Source organism: Roseobacter sp. HKCCD5988 (genome assembly GCF_037830355.1).
Taxonomy (GTDB): domain Bacteria; phylum Pseudomonadota; class Alphaproteobacteria; order Rhodobacterales; family Rhodobacteraceae; genus M30B80.
In genome coordinates this window covers 1,495,570-1,510,306 of record NZ_JBBLYJ010000001.1, presented here as the reverse complement: position 1 = coordinate 1,510,306, position 14,737 = coordinate 1,495,570, and the positions used below count along the sequence as shown (strand labels likewise).

Sequence of the window (14,737 nt, the reverse complement as noted above, 5' to 3'; positions counted from 1 at the left end):
GCGCGATTGTCTTTACTGTGCGGCGTGAACAGTCGGGCCTGCAGGTTTTGTCTTTTGATCTTCGGCTGTGTCATCCTCCCACAAGATGAGGGGGTTTGCCGTTTCCAATGCCGCGCGCGCCAAAGCGTAATCTTGGGTGCGCTGTGACAAGCGCGCCGCGCCAATGCGCGCCAAGGCCTGCGCAATCCAGCCTAAAATTTCATTCCACCAGACCCGCACCGCCAAAAGCGATGGCGTGAAGACCAGGGTCAGAACTGTGGCAATGCCCAATCCAAAGACCACTGCCGTGGCAAGGTTTTTCCACCACAGGGCAGTCGGGCTATCAATGGTGTAACCGCCATTTGCAAAATCAAGGCTGATGCCAAACATCATCGGCGCAAGCCCCGCCATCGTGGTGATAGTGGTCAAAAGAACAGGGCGAATGCGCGCCTCGACTGTGCGGATGATCGCCTCAATCGGGGCCAGATAGCGGCTATATTCTTGATAGGTGTCAATCAGAACAATGTTATTGTTCACCACAATCCCCGCCAAGGCGACAATGCCCGTTCCCGTCATGATGATCGAAAAGCTTTGCCCCATGGTCAAAAGCCCGATCAACACCCCTGCGGTCGACAAGACAACCGCCAGAAGCACCAGCACCGAATTGTAAAACGAATTGAACTGCGCCAGCAGGATGATGAACATCAAGCCCAATGAGGCCGCAAAGGCCTGAGATAAGAAGGCCTGACTTTCGGCTTGCTCGGCTTGGTCGCCGCCCCATTGCCAATTCACGCCATCGGGCAAAATCGTGCCTGTTTCTAATGCAGCGGTGATATGGGCAATCCGTTCATTGGCCGTGATAGCCGTCAGGGTAACATCGCCGCTTAATGCATCGTCAAACTCGGCGCGGCTCACGCCTTCGGCCAAGGAATGACGGACATAGTCGCGCCCATCTATGCTGAATTCAGCGGGCCTGTTGGCGTGTTCAGGCGCCGCATTGCGCAGCAAGCCCAAGTCACGATCCCCGACAGTCACCCGCATAAGGCCCGAGATAACATCGGCCTTCACTTGAAAGATGCGCGATTGATCAAGGCGTTTGATCTCTGCCAAACGGCGCACGGGTTCCCATGTGACGAAATTTGACAGCGGCACCAATCCATCTGCGGTGCGCACGCGCAAGGTGTCTAGGGTCGACAGGACGCGGGCATCTTCCGGAAAACGCACGCGAATTTCAATCTCATCATCCGATGTAGGCACGCGCATCCGATCAAGCAAAATCCCGCGCGTGACCAATTGTACCATAGCGCCCACTGTGGCCACATTCGCGCCATAGCGGCCGGCGGCCTCGACATCGACATTGATCTGCCAATCAATCCCCGGCAGGGGCAGGGTATCTTCGATGAGGGTCAGTCCCTCGAGGCTCTCGAAATAGGCGTGAACGTCTGCCGTAGCTTGCTGAAGCTGCACCCAGTCATCGCCTGTTAGTTCGAGATCAATCGGCTTACCATTGGCAGGGCCATTGGCCTGCTCGAATATCTCAGTATGAATGCCGGGAATGGTGTCCAACTCCGCTTGGATCGCATCAAGGATGATGTTGCCATCGGCCCGCGTGCCCCAGGGGGCGAGGTCGATTTGAACCTGACCGATTGTGTCCTCAGGGGCGCTTGCGCCGCCTGTGTTATTGTTCAATCCGCCATCACCCGAAAACGCAAAGACATCGCGCACGCCCTCGAACCCAAGCACCCGCGCCTCAACCTGTGCGACCAAAGCGTCTTTTTCTTCGACCGCCAGATTGCCGCGCGCGCGCACATAGACAATTGCGTTTTCAGGCTCGGTTTCCACGAAGAAATCCACGCCGTTATTGTTGGCCCCGTAATAGCTGAAGGTCACGACAACAAAGCCCAAAACCGCGGCAATGGTCAAAACGGGGGCAAACGGGTTGCCCACCAAACGCTCTATCAGCAGGCCCAATCTTGTGCGCTTATATCCGCCCTCAACCCGTTCCACCAAGCGCGGGCGGATCAATGTGCCCATGACAACCGACATGGCCAAACCTGTAACCGAAAAAGCCAAAACGCCCGGCAGGATCGCAAGAAGCGCAGGGGTGTCTGGCCCTGCGCCACCGCCACGCATAACCATCAAAGCGGATTGAAACAGGACAAAACCCACTACAACCGCAAGACCGATGCGGATGGCGCGACCTGGCACAAGGCGCATCAATAGAACACCAAAGCGATCCGCGCTGCGCGACAGACGGGCGGCCACGCCCCCCATCACAGGCAGATAGACCAACGCCACAATCAGAGAGGCGGATAGAACAAAGATCAACGTGACCGGGAGCATCCCCATAAATTCACCCGGAACCCCAGGCCAGAATAACATCGGCAGAAAGGCGCAAAGCGTGGTCGCGGTCGAAGATATAACGGGCCAGAACATCCGCTTTGCGGCATCTGTATAAGCCTGCATAGGGCGTGCGCCCTCAGCAAGGCGTTTGTCGGCATATTCGACCACAACAATCGCGCCATCAACGAGCATCCCAACGGCCAAGATCAGGCCGAACATCACGATATTTGAAACCGCGATGCCCATGATGCCCAAAAAGATAAAACACAATAAGAATGAGGTGGGGATGGCAAAGCCCACAAGAAGCGCCGATCTTGTGCCAAGCGTGGCCAGAACAACGATCATCACAAGCGCGATTGCAGTCAAAACCGATCCTTCAAGCTGTGCCACCATCGAGGCCACGGTCTTGGATTGATCCAAGGAGGTGGTGATATGAACAGCGGCGCGTAATTCCTCGGGCCATTCCGCCTCGAAGGCGGCCACTTCTTGGCGCACCAATTCGGCGGTATCGATAATGTTAAACCCTTGGCGCTTGACGACCTGAAGCGCAATCGTGGGGTTCCCGTTAAAGCGCGCAGCGCCCGTGCGATCCTCATAGGTGAGGCGAATTTGCGTCAAATCCCCTAAGGTCACAACGCGGTCACCATTTACCTTGACGGGCAAATCATAAACGTCCTGCGGGCTTTCAAACGAGGATGGAATGCGCACAGACAAGGCACCCGTTGGGGTGTCGACCACGCCTGCCGCGATCAATTGGTTGTTGTTTACAACCGCCGAAATCAATTCCTGCGCCGTGACATTATAAGCCTCAAGCGAGAGCGGGTCGATCAAGACCTCCAACATCTCATCGCGCGCGCCTGCAATCCCCGCCTCCAAAATAGGCGACAACCCCTCAAGCCGTGTTTGCAAATCCTGCGCAAGGCGGATCAATGTGCGCTCGGGCGCGTTGCCAGACAGCGCCACGATGATGATTGGAAACTCCGAAAAATTGATTTCATTGATGGAATAGTTCTCCGCCCCTTGCGGGAATTGCGTCTCGGCCCGGTTCATGGCATCGCGCACATCGGCAATGGTTGCGGATTTATCCCATCCAAATTCAAACTCGATAAAGATCCCTGCATAACCTTCGGCGGCGGTGGAGTTGATGGATTTCAATCCATCGAGATCTTGAAACTCGGCCTCAATCGGACGCACCAATTGGCGCTCGCTATCTTCGGCGGAAATGCCGGGGAAGGGGACAGAAACAAACAAACCCGGAATATCAATATCAGGTTCACCCTCTTTGGGCAGTCCGACATAGGCGGCCGCACCAACCGTCAGCGACAAAACGATAAAGGCCACGACCATCCGCGCACGGGCGGCGGCCCAATCGATGATCCCGGTCATTGTGCCCCTCCAAGCGCGGATTGCGCTGCATCAATCGTGGCGTTTTGGCCTGTGGGGATGTCATGGATCGAGACAGGCACGACCTGCCCCCCGTTTGAGACAAATTCCTGTCCCACGATGATAATGTCGACCTGCTCAGGCAGCCCTGTGAGTAAGGCCCCATCAGGCGTGTCGCGCAGGATGATGACGGGGTAAAAGGCAACAAGATTATCTTCGGCCACGACACGCAGCCCCAAATCACCCTGATCATCCAAAGTCAGCGCAGAACTTGGCACCAAATGGGCGGCTGTCCCTTCGGTGGCAATGGCGATATCGGCACTTTGGCCATCCCCAATGCTGAGATCGGGGTTTTCTGCCTCAATCTCAACGCGGAAGGTGCGGGTTTGCGGATCAGCGGAACGCGCAACAAATCGCACAATTCCGTCCACCTCACGCCCATCCACCAGCCGCGTGGTTGCCGTTTGGCCGATGCTGATGCGCGCCAATTCAGCCTCGGGCAGGAACCCAACGAATTTGATTGGATCAAGATCAATGACCGTGGCGCATAATGCGCCCGGCTGCATCAATGTGCCCAGTTCCGCAGTGTCGCTTTCCAACAGCCCGTTGAAGGGGGCGCGAATTTCTACGCGGGCCAATTCTTCGGCGGCGCGATCAATGGCCGCCTCAGCCGAGCGCAAGGCGGCCTCGGCGCTGCTGAGGCTGGCTGAGGCGCTGGCCGCGCGTGTCTCAGAGGCAAAACCGCTCTCATTCAGGCGGGTTGCGGCATTGGCGTCAAGTTGCGCGGCTGCAAGTTGCGCCTCAGCGGTGCTGCGCGCGGCCTCAGCCTCGGCTAGGGCTGCAGCGCGGGTGCCTTCATCGATTTGGCACAGAATATCACCTGCCGTCACGGATTGGCCCGCCTTGATCGGGTCTGAAATAATCCGACCCGAGGTTTCTGCGCGAATCTCAACAAAGCGCGCGGCCTCGGATCGTCCGCGCAGACGCACGGCATCGGAAATCACCTCAGCACGGCTTGGCAAAATCACCACGCGCATCGCATCCCCAAATGTGCCGCTGTCCGTTTGCGCGGCCTCAGCCGCCGCAGGGCTTTCACTGTCGCGCCCCATCAAGGCATCGCGCTGAAAAATCAGCACATAAAGCGCCGCGCAGACCAAAACGGCCGTGATGACTGGAAAAATGCGCATTAAATAACCTCTTTTCGGGGCGGATATATGATCTGATCACGCCCGCTGATCTTCTGTGTTCTGCGTTTGGTTGGGTAACGCTTTCTGTCTCATACGAGTGAACTGTTGCGTTTAGATTAGTCTTTTATACCTACGTCCGCAAGAATGAACGGAATGGTTTAGTTTTTATTTTGTGACAGAATTTGACCATCTGTTGCGAATACGCCGTTTGGGTGCGGTTGCACTTGGCAAAGCTCTGTGCTTCGCGTTAAGTGAGGCACGTGGGTTTTGATATCAAAGAAAGAACGGCACAGCATGAGCCAAAGCGACAGTTTCATTGATGAAGTCACCGAAGAATTGCGCCGCGATCAGCTGTTTCGCGCGCTCAAAAGGTGGGGCTGGATTGGCGTTTTGGCTGTTGTCGCATTGGTGGGGGCCGCGACCTATCGCGAGATCAGCACAAATCGCGATCTTGCGGCGGCGCGTGATTTTGGGGACGCGGTGATTGCTGCCCTAGACCTGCCCGATGCCGAGGCCCGTGCTGCGGCCCTCGCTGAGATCACCCCAAGCCGCAGCAATCAAGAGGTGCTATTGGCTTTCATTCGCGCCTCAGACCTTAGCGAAAGCGACCCGGTAGCCGCTGCAGCGGCGTTGCGCGCGATTGCAGATGCACCCGATCTCTTGCCGCGTTATCGCGATCTGGCCCTGTTGCGTGCCCATATCCTTGCCCCCTTGGAGGACCGGGGATTGGTCGATGCAACATTGGCGCGTTTGGTCGAGGATGGTGCGCCTTTCGCAGGCATCGCGCGTGAAATGCAGGCGCTAGAACTCTTAAAGGCGGGCGATAAAGAGGGGGCGATTGCAGCACTTGAGGCCTTGTCTGAGCAATCCGTTGTGACCCTGTCACAGCGTCAGCGGATCAGCGCCTTGATCTTCGCGCTGCAAAGTGGCGCTACGATCACGGGCCAAAGCGCGTCATCTGAATAAAGGGACAGGTTTCATGCACAATACCGTTTCTTACGCAAAACCTGTAGCGCGGCTCTGCGGTGTCAGCCTCATCGCTTTGGCCCTTTTGACGGGCTGTGAGCGCGAGCCGATCTTGCAAGGTGAACGGTTCGGAACACGCGTGCCTTTGGCGCAAACCCTGATAAGCGAGGAAGGGGTGGACGCCACCGCTGAGGCGGCGGATGCGGCCCTCGTGCCTTTCACGCAACCAACAGCGCAAAGTTTGACGGAGTGGCCGTTGCGCGGTGCGAATGCCGCGAATGCGATCCCTCCGCTTGGGTTTTCGCAATCAGCAAGCCTGCTGTGGTCAACGGATATTGGCCAAGGCAATGGCAGACGTACCCGACTGACCGCTGACCCGATTTTCACAAATGGCGCAATTGTTACGCTTGATAGTGATGCAGGGCTTCAGGCGACCTCGCCCGAGGGAGCCGTGATTTGGCGCACTGATTTGACCCCTGCAAGCGAACGCGATGGCGGTGTCTCTGGCGGCGGGGTTGGCGCCGCAAGTGATCAGATTTTTGCAACCACTGGATATGGTGAATTGCTGGCCATTGATGCCGCAAGCGGTGCTATTTCATGGCGTCAACGTCTTGGGGCAACGCTTGGCGCACCAACTGTGGCGGGCGGCGTTGTTTATGTGACGGGCCGTGATGATCAGGCCTATGCCGTGGATGCGGCCACGGGGCGTGTGCGGTGGGAAATCCCCGCAACTGGGGCCGCCGCGGTCTTGTCAGGAAGCCCATCCCCTGCGCTGACCTCGCGCTTGGTCGTGTTTCCCTTTGGCTCGGGCGAGTTGACAGGCGTGCTGCGCCAATCGGGCGTGCGGGTCTGGTCGGGTGCCATCGCGGGTGAGCGGATCGGTGTGGCTTATAATTATATCAACGATATCACCTCTGACCCCGTTCTGGTGGGGGGCAGGCTTTATGCGGGCAATCTGTCTGGCCGCGTTGTCGCGATCGATGCGGGATCGGGCGAGCGTCTTTGGACAGCGACAGAAGGGGCCTATTCTGGTCTGATCGTTGCAGGAAATTCCGTGTTTTTCGTATCTGACCGCAATGCGTTGATCCGTCTAGATCAAGCGACTGGTGAGGTGATTTGGGAAACCGAATTGCCCCTGTACGAGGCCCGCCGCGAGCGCCGCCGCAAGGCCGTATTCACCTATTACGGGCCGATTTTGGCGGGTGGTCATTTGATCTTGGCCACGGGCGATGGGGAAATTCTGCGTTTTGACCCCGAAACAGGTGCGACGCTTAATGGCAACCTTACCCTGCGGGGCGGGGCGGCAAGCCAACCCATCGTTGTCAATGATACGCTTTATGTGGTCAGCGCAGATGGTCGCCTGCATGCCTATCGTTGAGCCGTTAAGCCTGTTTTAACCATAGGCTGATAGACCCTCCCCGTCATTAACCGCAGAGCAGGGAGGGCGGGCCCATGCTTTCGGTTCGGGCGATTTCACACCAGATCCTAAGCCATGAGGGCGGCTTTTCCGATGATCCCGATGATCCGGGCGACCCCACAAATCTTGGCATCACCTTGGCCGCCCTGCGAAATGCAGGGCGCGATTTGGATGGCGATGGTGACATCGACCGTGATGATATCCTGCGCCTCACGCGCGCTATTGCCATCGAAATCTTCGGAGAAGATTACTATCGCGCCCCGCGCATATATTTTCTGCCTGGGGCGTTGCAGTCTGTCGTTTACGATATGCAGGTGAATGCGGGGGCGCAGGCAATCATTTTGCTACAACGCCTGCTCCGCGATATGGGGTTTGACCGCGCGATTAATGGGCTAAACCGCCTGCCGCGTCCTTTGATGGCGCTGTCGGTCATTGGCCTATTCGCCTTTGCCATGATCGACCCTGTGGCTTTTTCCGCGCGCATGACGGGTTTGGCGGCCATCCCCGAGCCGCTTTGGTGGCTTTTGGGGGCGGTGGTGAGTTTCTATTTTGGCGCGCGCGAAATGTATTATGCCCGCATACCCGACACACCGCCGCAAAGATCAGCACGCCGATGGTGGCCTTTTGGCCAAAGGGGCAGTCACGAAAATCCCGCGCTTGAGGAATGGCGCGCCGATTAAGGCGCGCGCATCACCTTGGCCTCTGGGTCAAACAGGGGCTGGGGCAGGGGCGTGGCCTTGAGGGCATTGCCCAAAACCTCGATGGTGAAGCCATCCGCCTGATCAGCATATTCCTTCTCCACATATCCCATCGCAACCGATGTCGCGCTGGCATGGGCATAGCCGCCAGATGTAACCCAACCGATGGTTTTCCCCTGAAAATCAATTGGCTCATCCCCGATCACATCGGCATCATGTGCGTCAATCGCGAAACTCATTAGACGTAAAGCTCCGCCCGTCTCCCGCTCGGCCAAGGCTGCGGCTTTACCGATAAAATCAGCGGGTTTATTATAAGCCACAAACCGATCAAGACGGGCCTCAAGCGGGCCATAGACGGGGCGATATTCGCGCGCCCATCCGCCAAAGTTTTTTTCCAAACGCAAAGAATTGAGCGCCCGCAGACCGATAGGACGCAGCCCGTGATCCGCCCCAACGCGCAACAAGGCCTCAAAAATTTGGCGCTGGAATTCTGGGCGCATCCAAATCTCATAGCCCAAATCACCTGTAAAGCTGACCCGCCCAACATAGGCGGGGGCCATGGCCACATCCATTTTCGCAAAATCCATGAAGCGCATCTTCGCCATATCAGGGGCAATTTGCGCAAGGATGTCGCGCGCCTTTGGCCCTGCAATATGCAGCCCGCAAAGGCCCAAACCGATCACCTCAATGGTGACGTCTTCGGTGCTCAATTTTTGGGCCTCGAACCAACGGGCATAGAAATTTTCAGCCATGCCAGAGCCAAACAGCATATAAGTCTCAGGATCTAAGCAGGCGCAGGTGAGATCACCTTGCAGCTTGCCATTTTCCTTTAACATCGGTGCCAACGTCATCCGACCGGGTTTGGGCAGGGCACAGGCCAAAACCCGGTCAAGAAACGCGCCTGCATCCGCGCCCGCGATCCGAAATTTCGAATAGCCCGATATTTCCAACAGGCCCGCAGCCTCGCGCAGGTTGCGCGCCTCGGCCCCAACATGGTCAAAATCACTTGAGCGCCGCCATGAAAATTGATCTCGCACACCTTCCGGCGCGAACCAAAGCGGCACTTCAAGCCCCCAAGATTCACCCATCTGCGCCCCAAGCCCAACCATGCGATCATAAATTGGCGTTGTCTTATGCGGGCGAGCGGCCTGCAATTCCTCATTCGGGAATTTGATGGAGAACCGCCGCGAATAGTTTTCTTGCACTTTCGGGTTGGTGTAGCTGAGGGTCGTCCAATCGCCATAGCGCGCGACATCCATCGCCCACACGTCAAACCCAGGATCCCCTTGGGTGATCCAATTGGCCAGCGCCAGACCAACACCCCCGCCTTGGCTGAAGCCCGCCATAACCCCGCAGGCTGACCACATCCCCTCAAGCCCGCGAATAGGCCCGATCAACGGGTTTCCATCGGGGGCAAAGGTGAAGGGGCCATTGATGATCTGTTTGATGCCCGCATTCGCAAAGGCGGGGAAATGTTCAAACCCCACTTCAAGGCTTGGCGCGATGCGGTCAATATCGGGTTGCAGTAACTCATGCCCGAATTCCCAGGGCGTGTTGCGGGTCGACCATGGAACACAGGCCTTCTCATAGGTGCCCATAAGCATCCCGCCACGTTCTTGGCGCAAATACAGCTCGCCATCGAAATCGACCGCATGGATCACTTCGCGGCCTGTTTTTGCGTTGATCTCGGCCACTTCGGGCATGTCTTCGGTGATGAGATACATATGCTCCATCGCCAAGATGGGCAGTTCAAGGCCCACCATGCGCCCCACTTCGCGCGCCCAAAGTCCGCCTGCATTCACCACATGCTCGCAGGCAACGTCGCCTTTGTCGGTTTGCACGATCCAACCACCATCGCGCGCGCGCAGGATGCCCGTCACCATACGGTGGGTCTGATAGCTGGCCCCAAGAATTTTGGCGGATTTGGCATAGGCATAGGTCACACCAGAAGGGTCAAGATGGCCATCGACAACGGTGCGCAAAGCACCCGTAAACTGCCGCGGATCAAGAAGCGGCATCAGCTCATGCGCCTCTTCGGGGGTGATTACTTCGGTTTCAATACCCTGATAGCGCCCTTTGGCAGAGATGGATTTCAACCAATCAAACCGCTCAGGCGTGGAGGCCAACATCACCCCACCTGTCATGTGAAAGCCTGTGGCCTGACCTGACAGCTCTTCAATTTCTTTATAAAGATCAATCGTGTATTTCTGAAGCTTGGCAACATTTGGATCACCGTTGATGGTGTGGCACCCGCCCGCTGCGTGCCATGTGCTGCCCGAGGTCAGTTCAGACCGTTCGATCAAAAGGCTATCTGTCCAACCCGCTTTGGCGAGGTGGTAGAGAACAGATGCCCCCACAACACCACCCCCGATAATCACGACCCGCGCTGTTTCAGACATCCATACCTCCCGTTGAGATGATCCTTACCTTGCACAAAAACTAGACTGCCAAGTGGCGGCTTAGGTGCTTAAATTCGACCAAATTGGGGGGGCAAATGCCGCGAATAGGCTAAAACGCGGGGCGCTGGAAATCAGGCGGCCAGTTCGACCCACACCGGCACGTGATCTGATGGTTTTTCACGCGCGCGGATTTCACGATCTATTCCAACATCTTGCAAAAGATCAGCCGCGTAGGGGCACAGCAAAATGTGATCAATGCGGATCCCATCATTGCGGTTCCACGCCCCCGCTTGGTAATCCCAGAACGAATAATTGTCGCCACCTTGCACCCGTACGCGAAATGCATCTGTCAGGCCAAGGTTCACGATTTTGCGAAACGCCTCGCGGCTGGTTTGACGCGCCAATGCATCCTCGCGCCATGCATCGGGGCGGGCGGCATCTTCGTCTTGGGGGATGATATTGTAATCCCCTGCAAACAAAACGGGGGTTTCTTCCGCCAAAAGTTCGGCAACACGCGCCTGCATCCGCGCCATCCACGCCAATTTATACTCATATTTCGGGCCAGGGCAGGGATTGCCATTGGGCAGATAAAGCCCGCAAATCCGCAGCGCCCTTTGACCGACCACTGTGGCCTCAATCCAACGTGCCTGCTCATCCTCCGCGTCACCGGCCAGGCCGCGGATCACATCTTCGAGCGGATATTTTGATAAAATCGCCACGCCGTTGAAACTTTTTTGACCATGGGTTTCCACGTTATAGCCCTGGTCCTCGAAAATCTCGCGGGGGAAGGCCTCGTCAACCGATTTGATCTCTTGCAATAGCGCCACGTCAGGGGCCGCCTCATCCAACCATTGCGGCAGGGCATCTGTGCGCGCTTTGATCCCATTGATGTTGAATGTGGCTATTTTCATAAGCGCAGGCCTTTTTAATCAATGGGTTAAAGAGAAAAGCTAATCCCGCAGCCGCAGGATGACGCGGCATTTGGATTATCGATCACAAAGCGCGCGCCAATTAATTCCTCGGAAAAATCAATCACGGCATTGGCCAAAAACGGCAGCGAGGTTTCATCAACCACAACCTTTTGGCCTGCATCCTCCAAGATCAGATCACCATCGGCGGGATCATCAAGCCGAATATCATATTGAAAGCCAGAACACCCGCCCCCCTCAACGGCCACGCGCAGCGCCTTCGGGGCAGGTGTATCTGCGTTAATCTCAGCCAGACGCGCAAAGGCGCGAGGGGTTACTTTGGGAGGTAGGTTCAAATCCATCGCCATCTCGTTTGGGCAAAAATTGCTGTGATTGCGGGCTGTTAGAATAGAGTGTTTTTCAATATAAGACCGCCAAATTGAAACGGCAAGGATAGGGATCATGCACGCAAACTATGCCTGCACTCCGAGCGATAGTCGCGGCAGGCTTTACCCCGAGGCGGAAAGTGGTCACAGGTCTTGCTTTCAGCGCGACCGCGACCGCATCATCCATGCCTCTAGTTTTCGCCGCCTCAAGCACAAGACTCAAGTTTTTGTCGAGCATGAGGGCGATTATTTTCGCACCCGTCTGACCCATTCGATCGAGGTCGCGCAGGTGGCCCGCACGATTGCCCGCGCCCTTGGGGCGAACGAGGATTTGACCGAGGCGATTGCGCTGGCCCATGATCTGGGCCACACGCCCTTTGGCCATACGGGCGAGGATGCGCTTTGCGATTTGATGGCGCCCTATGGCGGGTTCGATCATAATGCGCAGGCCATTCGCATCGTCACCAATCTCGAACGCCATTATGCGGATTTTGACGGGCTAAACCTGACATGGGAAAGCCTTGAGGGGATCGCTAAACATAACGGGCCTGTAGCCGCCCCATATCCTTGGGCCTTGGCCGAATATAATGCGCGCCATGATCTAGAATTGACCACCTATGCCAGCCTTGAGGCGCAGATTGCTGCAATTGCGGATGATATCGCCTATAATCACCATGATCTGCATGACGGGCTAAGGGCAGGGCTATTTGAGGTGGCCGATATTATGGCGCTGCCCCTTGTGGCGCCGTGTTTTGGCGAGGTGGATACGGCCTATCCCAATCTTGACCCAACCCGCCGCAGGCACGAGGCGTTGCGCCGCTTTTTCGGTGTATTGGTTGAGGATGTGATTGCCTATGCCACCACAGCCCTTGGCGCGCTTGACCCTGCGTCGCCGCAAGATATCCGCCACGCGGGGCGCGCAATGGTGCGGTTTTCGGATCAGGTTTTTGCTGATCTCAAAGAGGTGCGCGCGTTTTTGTTCACCCGCATGTATCGTGCCCCGCGCGTGGCCGAGACACGCGCAATCGTCACGGATGTCGTGAATGATTTATTCCCGCATATGATGGCCCACCCTGACCAACTGCCCCGCCAATGGCAGGCCGAAGTGCGCGCAGCGCAAGATGACACCACGCTTGCGCGGTTGGTTTGTGATTATATCGCGGGCATGACGGATCGGTTCGCACTGCAAACCCATCGGCGGATCTTCAACCGTGACTTGGGTCTTGGGGGCGTCTTCTAAGGGGCCTTGTGGCATTGACCTTGCTCTGCAACCTGATAGAGCAGGGCGCAAGACAATCAGGATGATAAAACATGATGCTTTTTGCCGATATTCGCGCCTTGGTGATTGACGCTTTGGGTCAGATGGAGGCCGCAGGCACGTTGCCCGCAGGGCTTGATTTCGCCAATGTCGCGGTTGAACCCCCGCGCGATGCGGCCCATGGCGATATGGCAACGAATGCGGCCATGGTTCTGGCAAAACCTGCAGGGCTAAAGCCACGTGATATCGCCGATGCATTGACCCCGATCCTGATGGCCGACCCGCGGATTGAGACCGCCGATGTGGCGGGGCCAGGCTTTCTGAATCTTCGCCTTTCCGCGCAGACATGGCGCGAGATGCTGCGCGGCATTGCGCAGGCGCGCGGTGCCTATGGTCGCGTCAATATCGGGCAGGGGCGCAAGGTGAATATCGAATATGTGTCGGCCAACCCGACAGGGCCCTTGCATGTGGGGCATACGCGCGGCGCGGTTTTTGGCGATGCTTTGGCCAGCCTTTTGGATTACGCAGGATATGACGTTACGCGCGAATATTACATCAATGATGGCGGGGCGCAGGTCGATGTTTTGGCGCGTTCGGTGTATTTGCGCTATCTCGAGGCGCATGGTCAGGCTGTGTCCTTTGAGGATGGCACCTATCCAGGCGATTACCTGATCGAGGTGGGTCAGGGCCTGAAATCCGAGGTTGGGGATGCGTATCTTGGTCGCCCCGAGGGGGAATGGCTTGCCCCCGTGCGTGATTTCGCCATCGCGGCCATGATGCGTCTGATCGAGGCTGATCTCGACAGTCTTGGCGTGAAAATGGATCACTTCTTTAGTGAAAAATCCCTCTACGGCACGGGGCGGATTGAAGCCGCGATTGAAGACCTCAAGGGTAAGGGCCTGATTTATCGCGGTGTGTTAGAGCCACCAAAGGGCAAAACCCCAGAGGATTGGGAGCCGCGCGAACAAACCTTGTTCAAATCGACCGAGCATGGCGATGATCTGGATCGCCCGATTATGAAATCGGATGGCGCATGGACATATTTTGCCCCTGACATCGCCTATCATTATGACAAGGTCACCCGTGGCTATGATGAATTGATTGATGTCTTTGGCGCCGATCATGGCGGCTATGTCAAACGGATGAAGGCCGCCGTGGCGGCGCTTTCCGGAAACAAGGTGCCGCTTGATATTAAGCTGACGCAATTGGTGCGCCTCTTCAAAGGCGGCGAGCCGTTTAAGATGTCAAAACGCGCAGGCACGTTCGTCATGCTGTCAGATGTGATCGAGGCGGTTGGGCGCGATGTCACGCGCTTTATCATGCTGACCCGCAAGAACGATGCGCCTTTGGATTTTGATATCGACAAGGTTTTAGAGCAATCCAAAGATAACCCCGTGTTCTATGTCCAATACGCCCATGCCCGCATTCAATCGGTGCTGCGCAAGGCGGGTGAATTGGGTATCGCGATAGATCACAAAAATCTGGACGCGATCAACGATCCTGCTGAATTCGCGCTTGTGGCGAAACTCGCGGAATGGCCGCGTGTGGTCGAGATTGCGGCACAATCGCACGAGCCGCATCGCATTGCGTTTTTCCTCTATGATCTGGCCGCTGAATTCCACGCTCTGTGGAATAAGGGCAATGCCGCACCCCATCTGCGCTTTTTGCAAGAAGATGATTTGGCAACGACTTCGGCAAAATTGGCCCTTATTGATGCAGTAGCCGTTGTTATTTCCAACGGTCTTGGTATCTTAGGGGTAACACCTGGGGATAAAATGTAAGGCGAGAAACGTCTTCACCCTCCGCAGGCCAG

Annotated in this window: 10 protein-coding genes; 5 read left to right on the top strand and 5 right to left on the bottom strand. The window is 56.6% G+C overall.

What is annotated here, in order from left to right; all coding sequences use genetic code 11:
* Positions 1 to 12: 12 nt before the first annotated feature.
* Positions 13 to 3,708: an efflux RND transporter permease subunit gene (locus tag AAC636_RS07465; RefSeq protein WP_340300962.1), complete on the bottom strand. Its 3,696-nt coding sequence runs from the start codon at positions 3,706 to 3,708 to the stop codon at positions 13 to 15.
* Positions 3,705 to 4,892 carry an efflux RND transporter periplasmic adaptor subunit gene (locus tag AAC636_RS07460; RefSeq protein WP_340300961.1) on the bottom strand — a complete coding sequence of 396 codons (1,188 nt, stop codon included), beginning with the start codon at positions 4,890 to 4,892 and terminating at the stop codon, positions 3,705 to 3,707. The genes AAC636_RS07465 and AAC636_RS07460 overlap by 4 nt, the downstream gene beginning before the upstream one ends.
* A gap of 294 nt (positions 4,893 to 5,186) precedes the next feature.
* Here AAC636_RS07460 and AAC636_RS07455 point away from each other — a divergent pair, with 294 nt between their 5' ends.
* The 3 genes from AAC636_RS07455 to AAC636_RS07445 all read left to right on the top strand — a co-directional run bounded on the left by AAC636_RS07455 (position 5,187) and on the right by AAC636_RS07445 (position 7,955).
* Positions 5,187 to 5,858, top strand: a complete 672-nt coding sequence (locus AAC636_RS07455) for a hypothetical protein (RefSeq protein WP_340300960.1) — start codon at positions 5,187 to 5,189, stop codon at positions 5,856 to 5,858.
* A 13-nt stretch (positions 5,859 to 5,871) separates the two neighbouring features.
* Positions 5,872 to 7,236, top strand: a complete 1,365-nt coding sequence (locus tag AAC636_RS07450; protein WP_340300959.1) for a PQQ-binding-like beta-propeller repeat protein — start codon at positions 5,872 to 5,874, stop codon at positions 7,234 to 7,236.
* A 74-nt stretch (positions 7,237 to 7,310) separates the two neighbouring features.
* Positions 7,311 to 7,955 carry a 3TM-type holin gene (locus AAC636_RS07445; RefSeq protein WP_340300958.1) on the top strand — a complete coding sequence of 215 codons (645 nt, stop codon included), beginning with the start codon at positions 7,311 to 7,313 and terminating at the stop codon, positions 7,953 to 7,955.
* Here AAC636_RS07445 and AAC636_RS07440 read toward each other — a convergent pair.
* From AAC636_RS07440 to AAC636_RS07430, 3 genes are all read right to left on the bottom strand, one after another.
* Positions 7,952 to 10,372 (bottom strand): GcvT family protein, encoded by a 2,421-nt coding sequence (locus AAC636_RS07440; RefSeq protein ID WP_340300957.1) that lies wholly within the window; start codon positions 10,370 to 10,372, stop codon positions 7,952 to 7,954. The genes AAC636_RS07445 and AAC636_RS07440 overlap by 4 nt on opposite strands.
* Before the next feature lie 131 nt (positions 10,373 to 10,503).
* Positions 10,504 to 11,283: an exodeoxyribonuclease III gene (gene xth / locus AAC636_RS07435; RefSeq protein ID WP_340300956.1), complete on the bottom strand. Its 780-nt coding sequence runs from the start codon at positions 11,281 to 11,283 to the stop codon at positions 10,504 to 10,506.
* A gap of 26 nt (positions 11,284 to 11,309) precedes the next feature.
* A complete protein-coding gene (locus AAC636_RS07430) occupies positions 11,310 to 11,648 on the bottom strand; it encodes a HesB/IscA family protein (RefSeq protein ID WP_340243585.1) in 339 nt (112 codons plus the stop codon).
* A gap of 94 nt (positions 11,649 to 11,742) precedes the next feature.
* Here AAC636_RS07430 and AAC636_RS07425 point away from each other — a divergent pair, with 94 nt between their 5' ends.
* Positions 11,743 to 12,906 (top strand): deoxyguanosinetriphosphate triphosphohydrolase, encoded by a 1,164-nt coding sequence (locus AAC636_RS07425; RefSeq protein WP_340300955.1) that lies wholly within the window; start codon positions 11,743 to 11,745, stop codon positions 12,904 to 12,906.
* Positions 12,907 to 12,977: 71 nt separating this feature from the next.
* A complete protein-coding gene (argS, locus tag AAC636_RS07420) occupies positions 12,978 to 14,705 on the top strand; it encodes an arginine--tRNA ligase (RefSeq protein ID WP_340300954.1) in 1,728 nt (575 codons plus the stop codon).
* Positions 14,706 to 14,737: the final 32 nt, after the last annotated feature.

What these genes read in the sequence shown, in the direction of transcription:
- AAC636_RS07465 (WP_340300962.1), bottom strand. Translation starts at nt 3,708, where the DNA reads ATGACCGGGATCATCGATTGGGCCGCCGCCCGTGCGCGGATGGTCGTG.
- AAC636_RS07460 (WP_340300961.1), bottom strand. Translation starts at nt 4,892, where the DNA reads ATGCGCATTTTTCCAGTCATCACGGCCGTTTTGGTCTGCGCGGCGCTT.
- AAC636_RS07455 (WP_340300960.1), top strand. Translation starts at nt 5,187, where the DNA reads ATGAGCCAAAGCGACAGTTTCATTGATGAAGTCACCGAAGAATTGCGC.
- AAC636_RS07450 (WP_340300959.1), top strand. Translation starts at nt 5,872, where the DNA reads ATGCACAATACCGTTTCTTACGCAAAACCTGTAGCGCGGCTCTGCGGT.
- AAC636_RS07445 (WP_340300958.1), top strand. Translation starts at nt 7,311, where the DNA reads ATGCTTTCGGTTCGGGCGATTTCACACCAGATCCTAAGCCATGAGGGC.
- AAC636_RS07440 (WP_340300957.1), bottom strand. Translation starts at nt 10,372, where the DNA reads ATGTCTGAAACAGCGCGGGTCGTGATTATCGGGGGTGGTGTTGTGGGG.
- xth (WP_340300956.1), bottom strand. Translation starts at nt 11,283, where the DNA reads ATGAAAATAGCCACATTCAACATCAATGGGATCAAAGCGCGCACAGAT.
- AAC636_RS07430 (WP_340243585.1), bottom strand. Translation starts at nt 11,648, where the DNA reads ATGGCGATGGATTTGAACCTACCTCCCAAAGTAACCCCTCGCGCCTTT.
- AAC636_RS07425 (WP_340300955.1), top strand. Translation starts at nt 11,743, where the DNA reads ATGCACGCAAACTATGCCTGCACTCCGAGCGATAGTCGCGGCAGGCTT.
- argS (WP_340300954.1), top strand. Translation starts at nt 12,978, where the DNA reads ATGATGCTTTTTGCCGATATTCGCGCCTTGGTGATTGACGCTTTGGGT.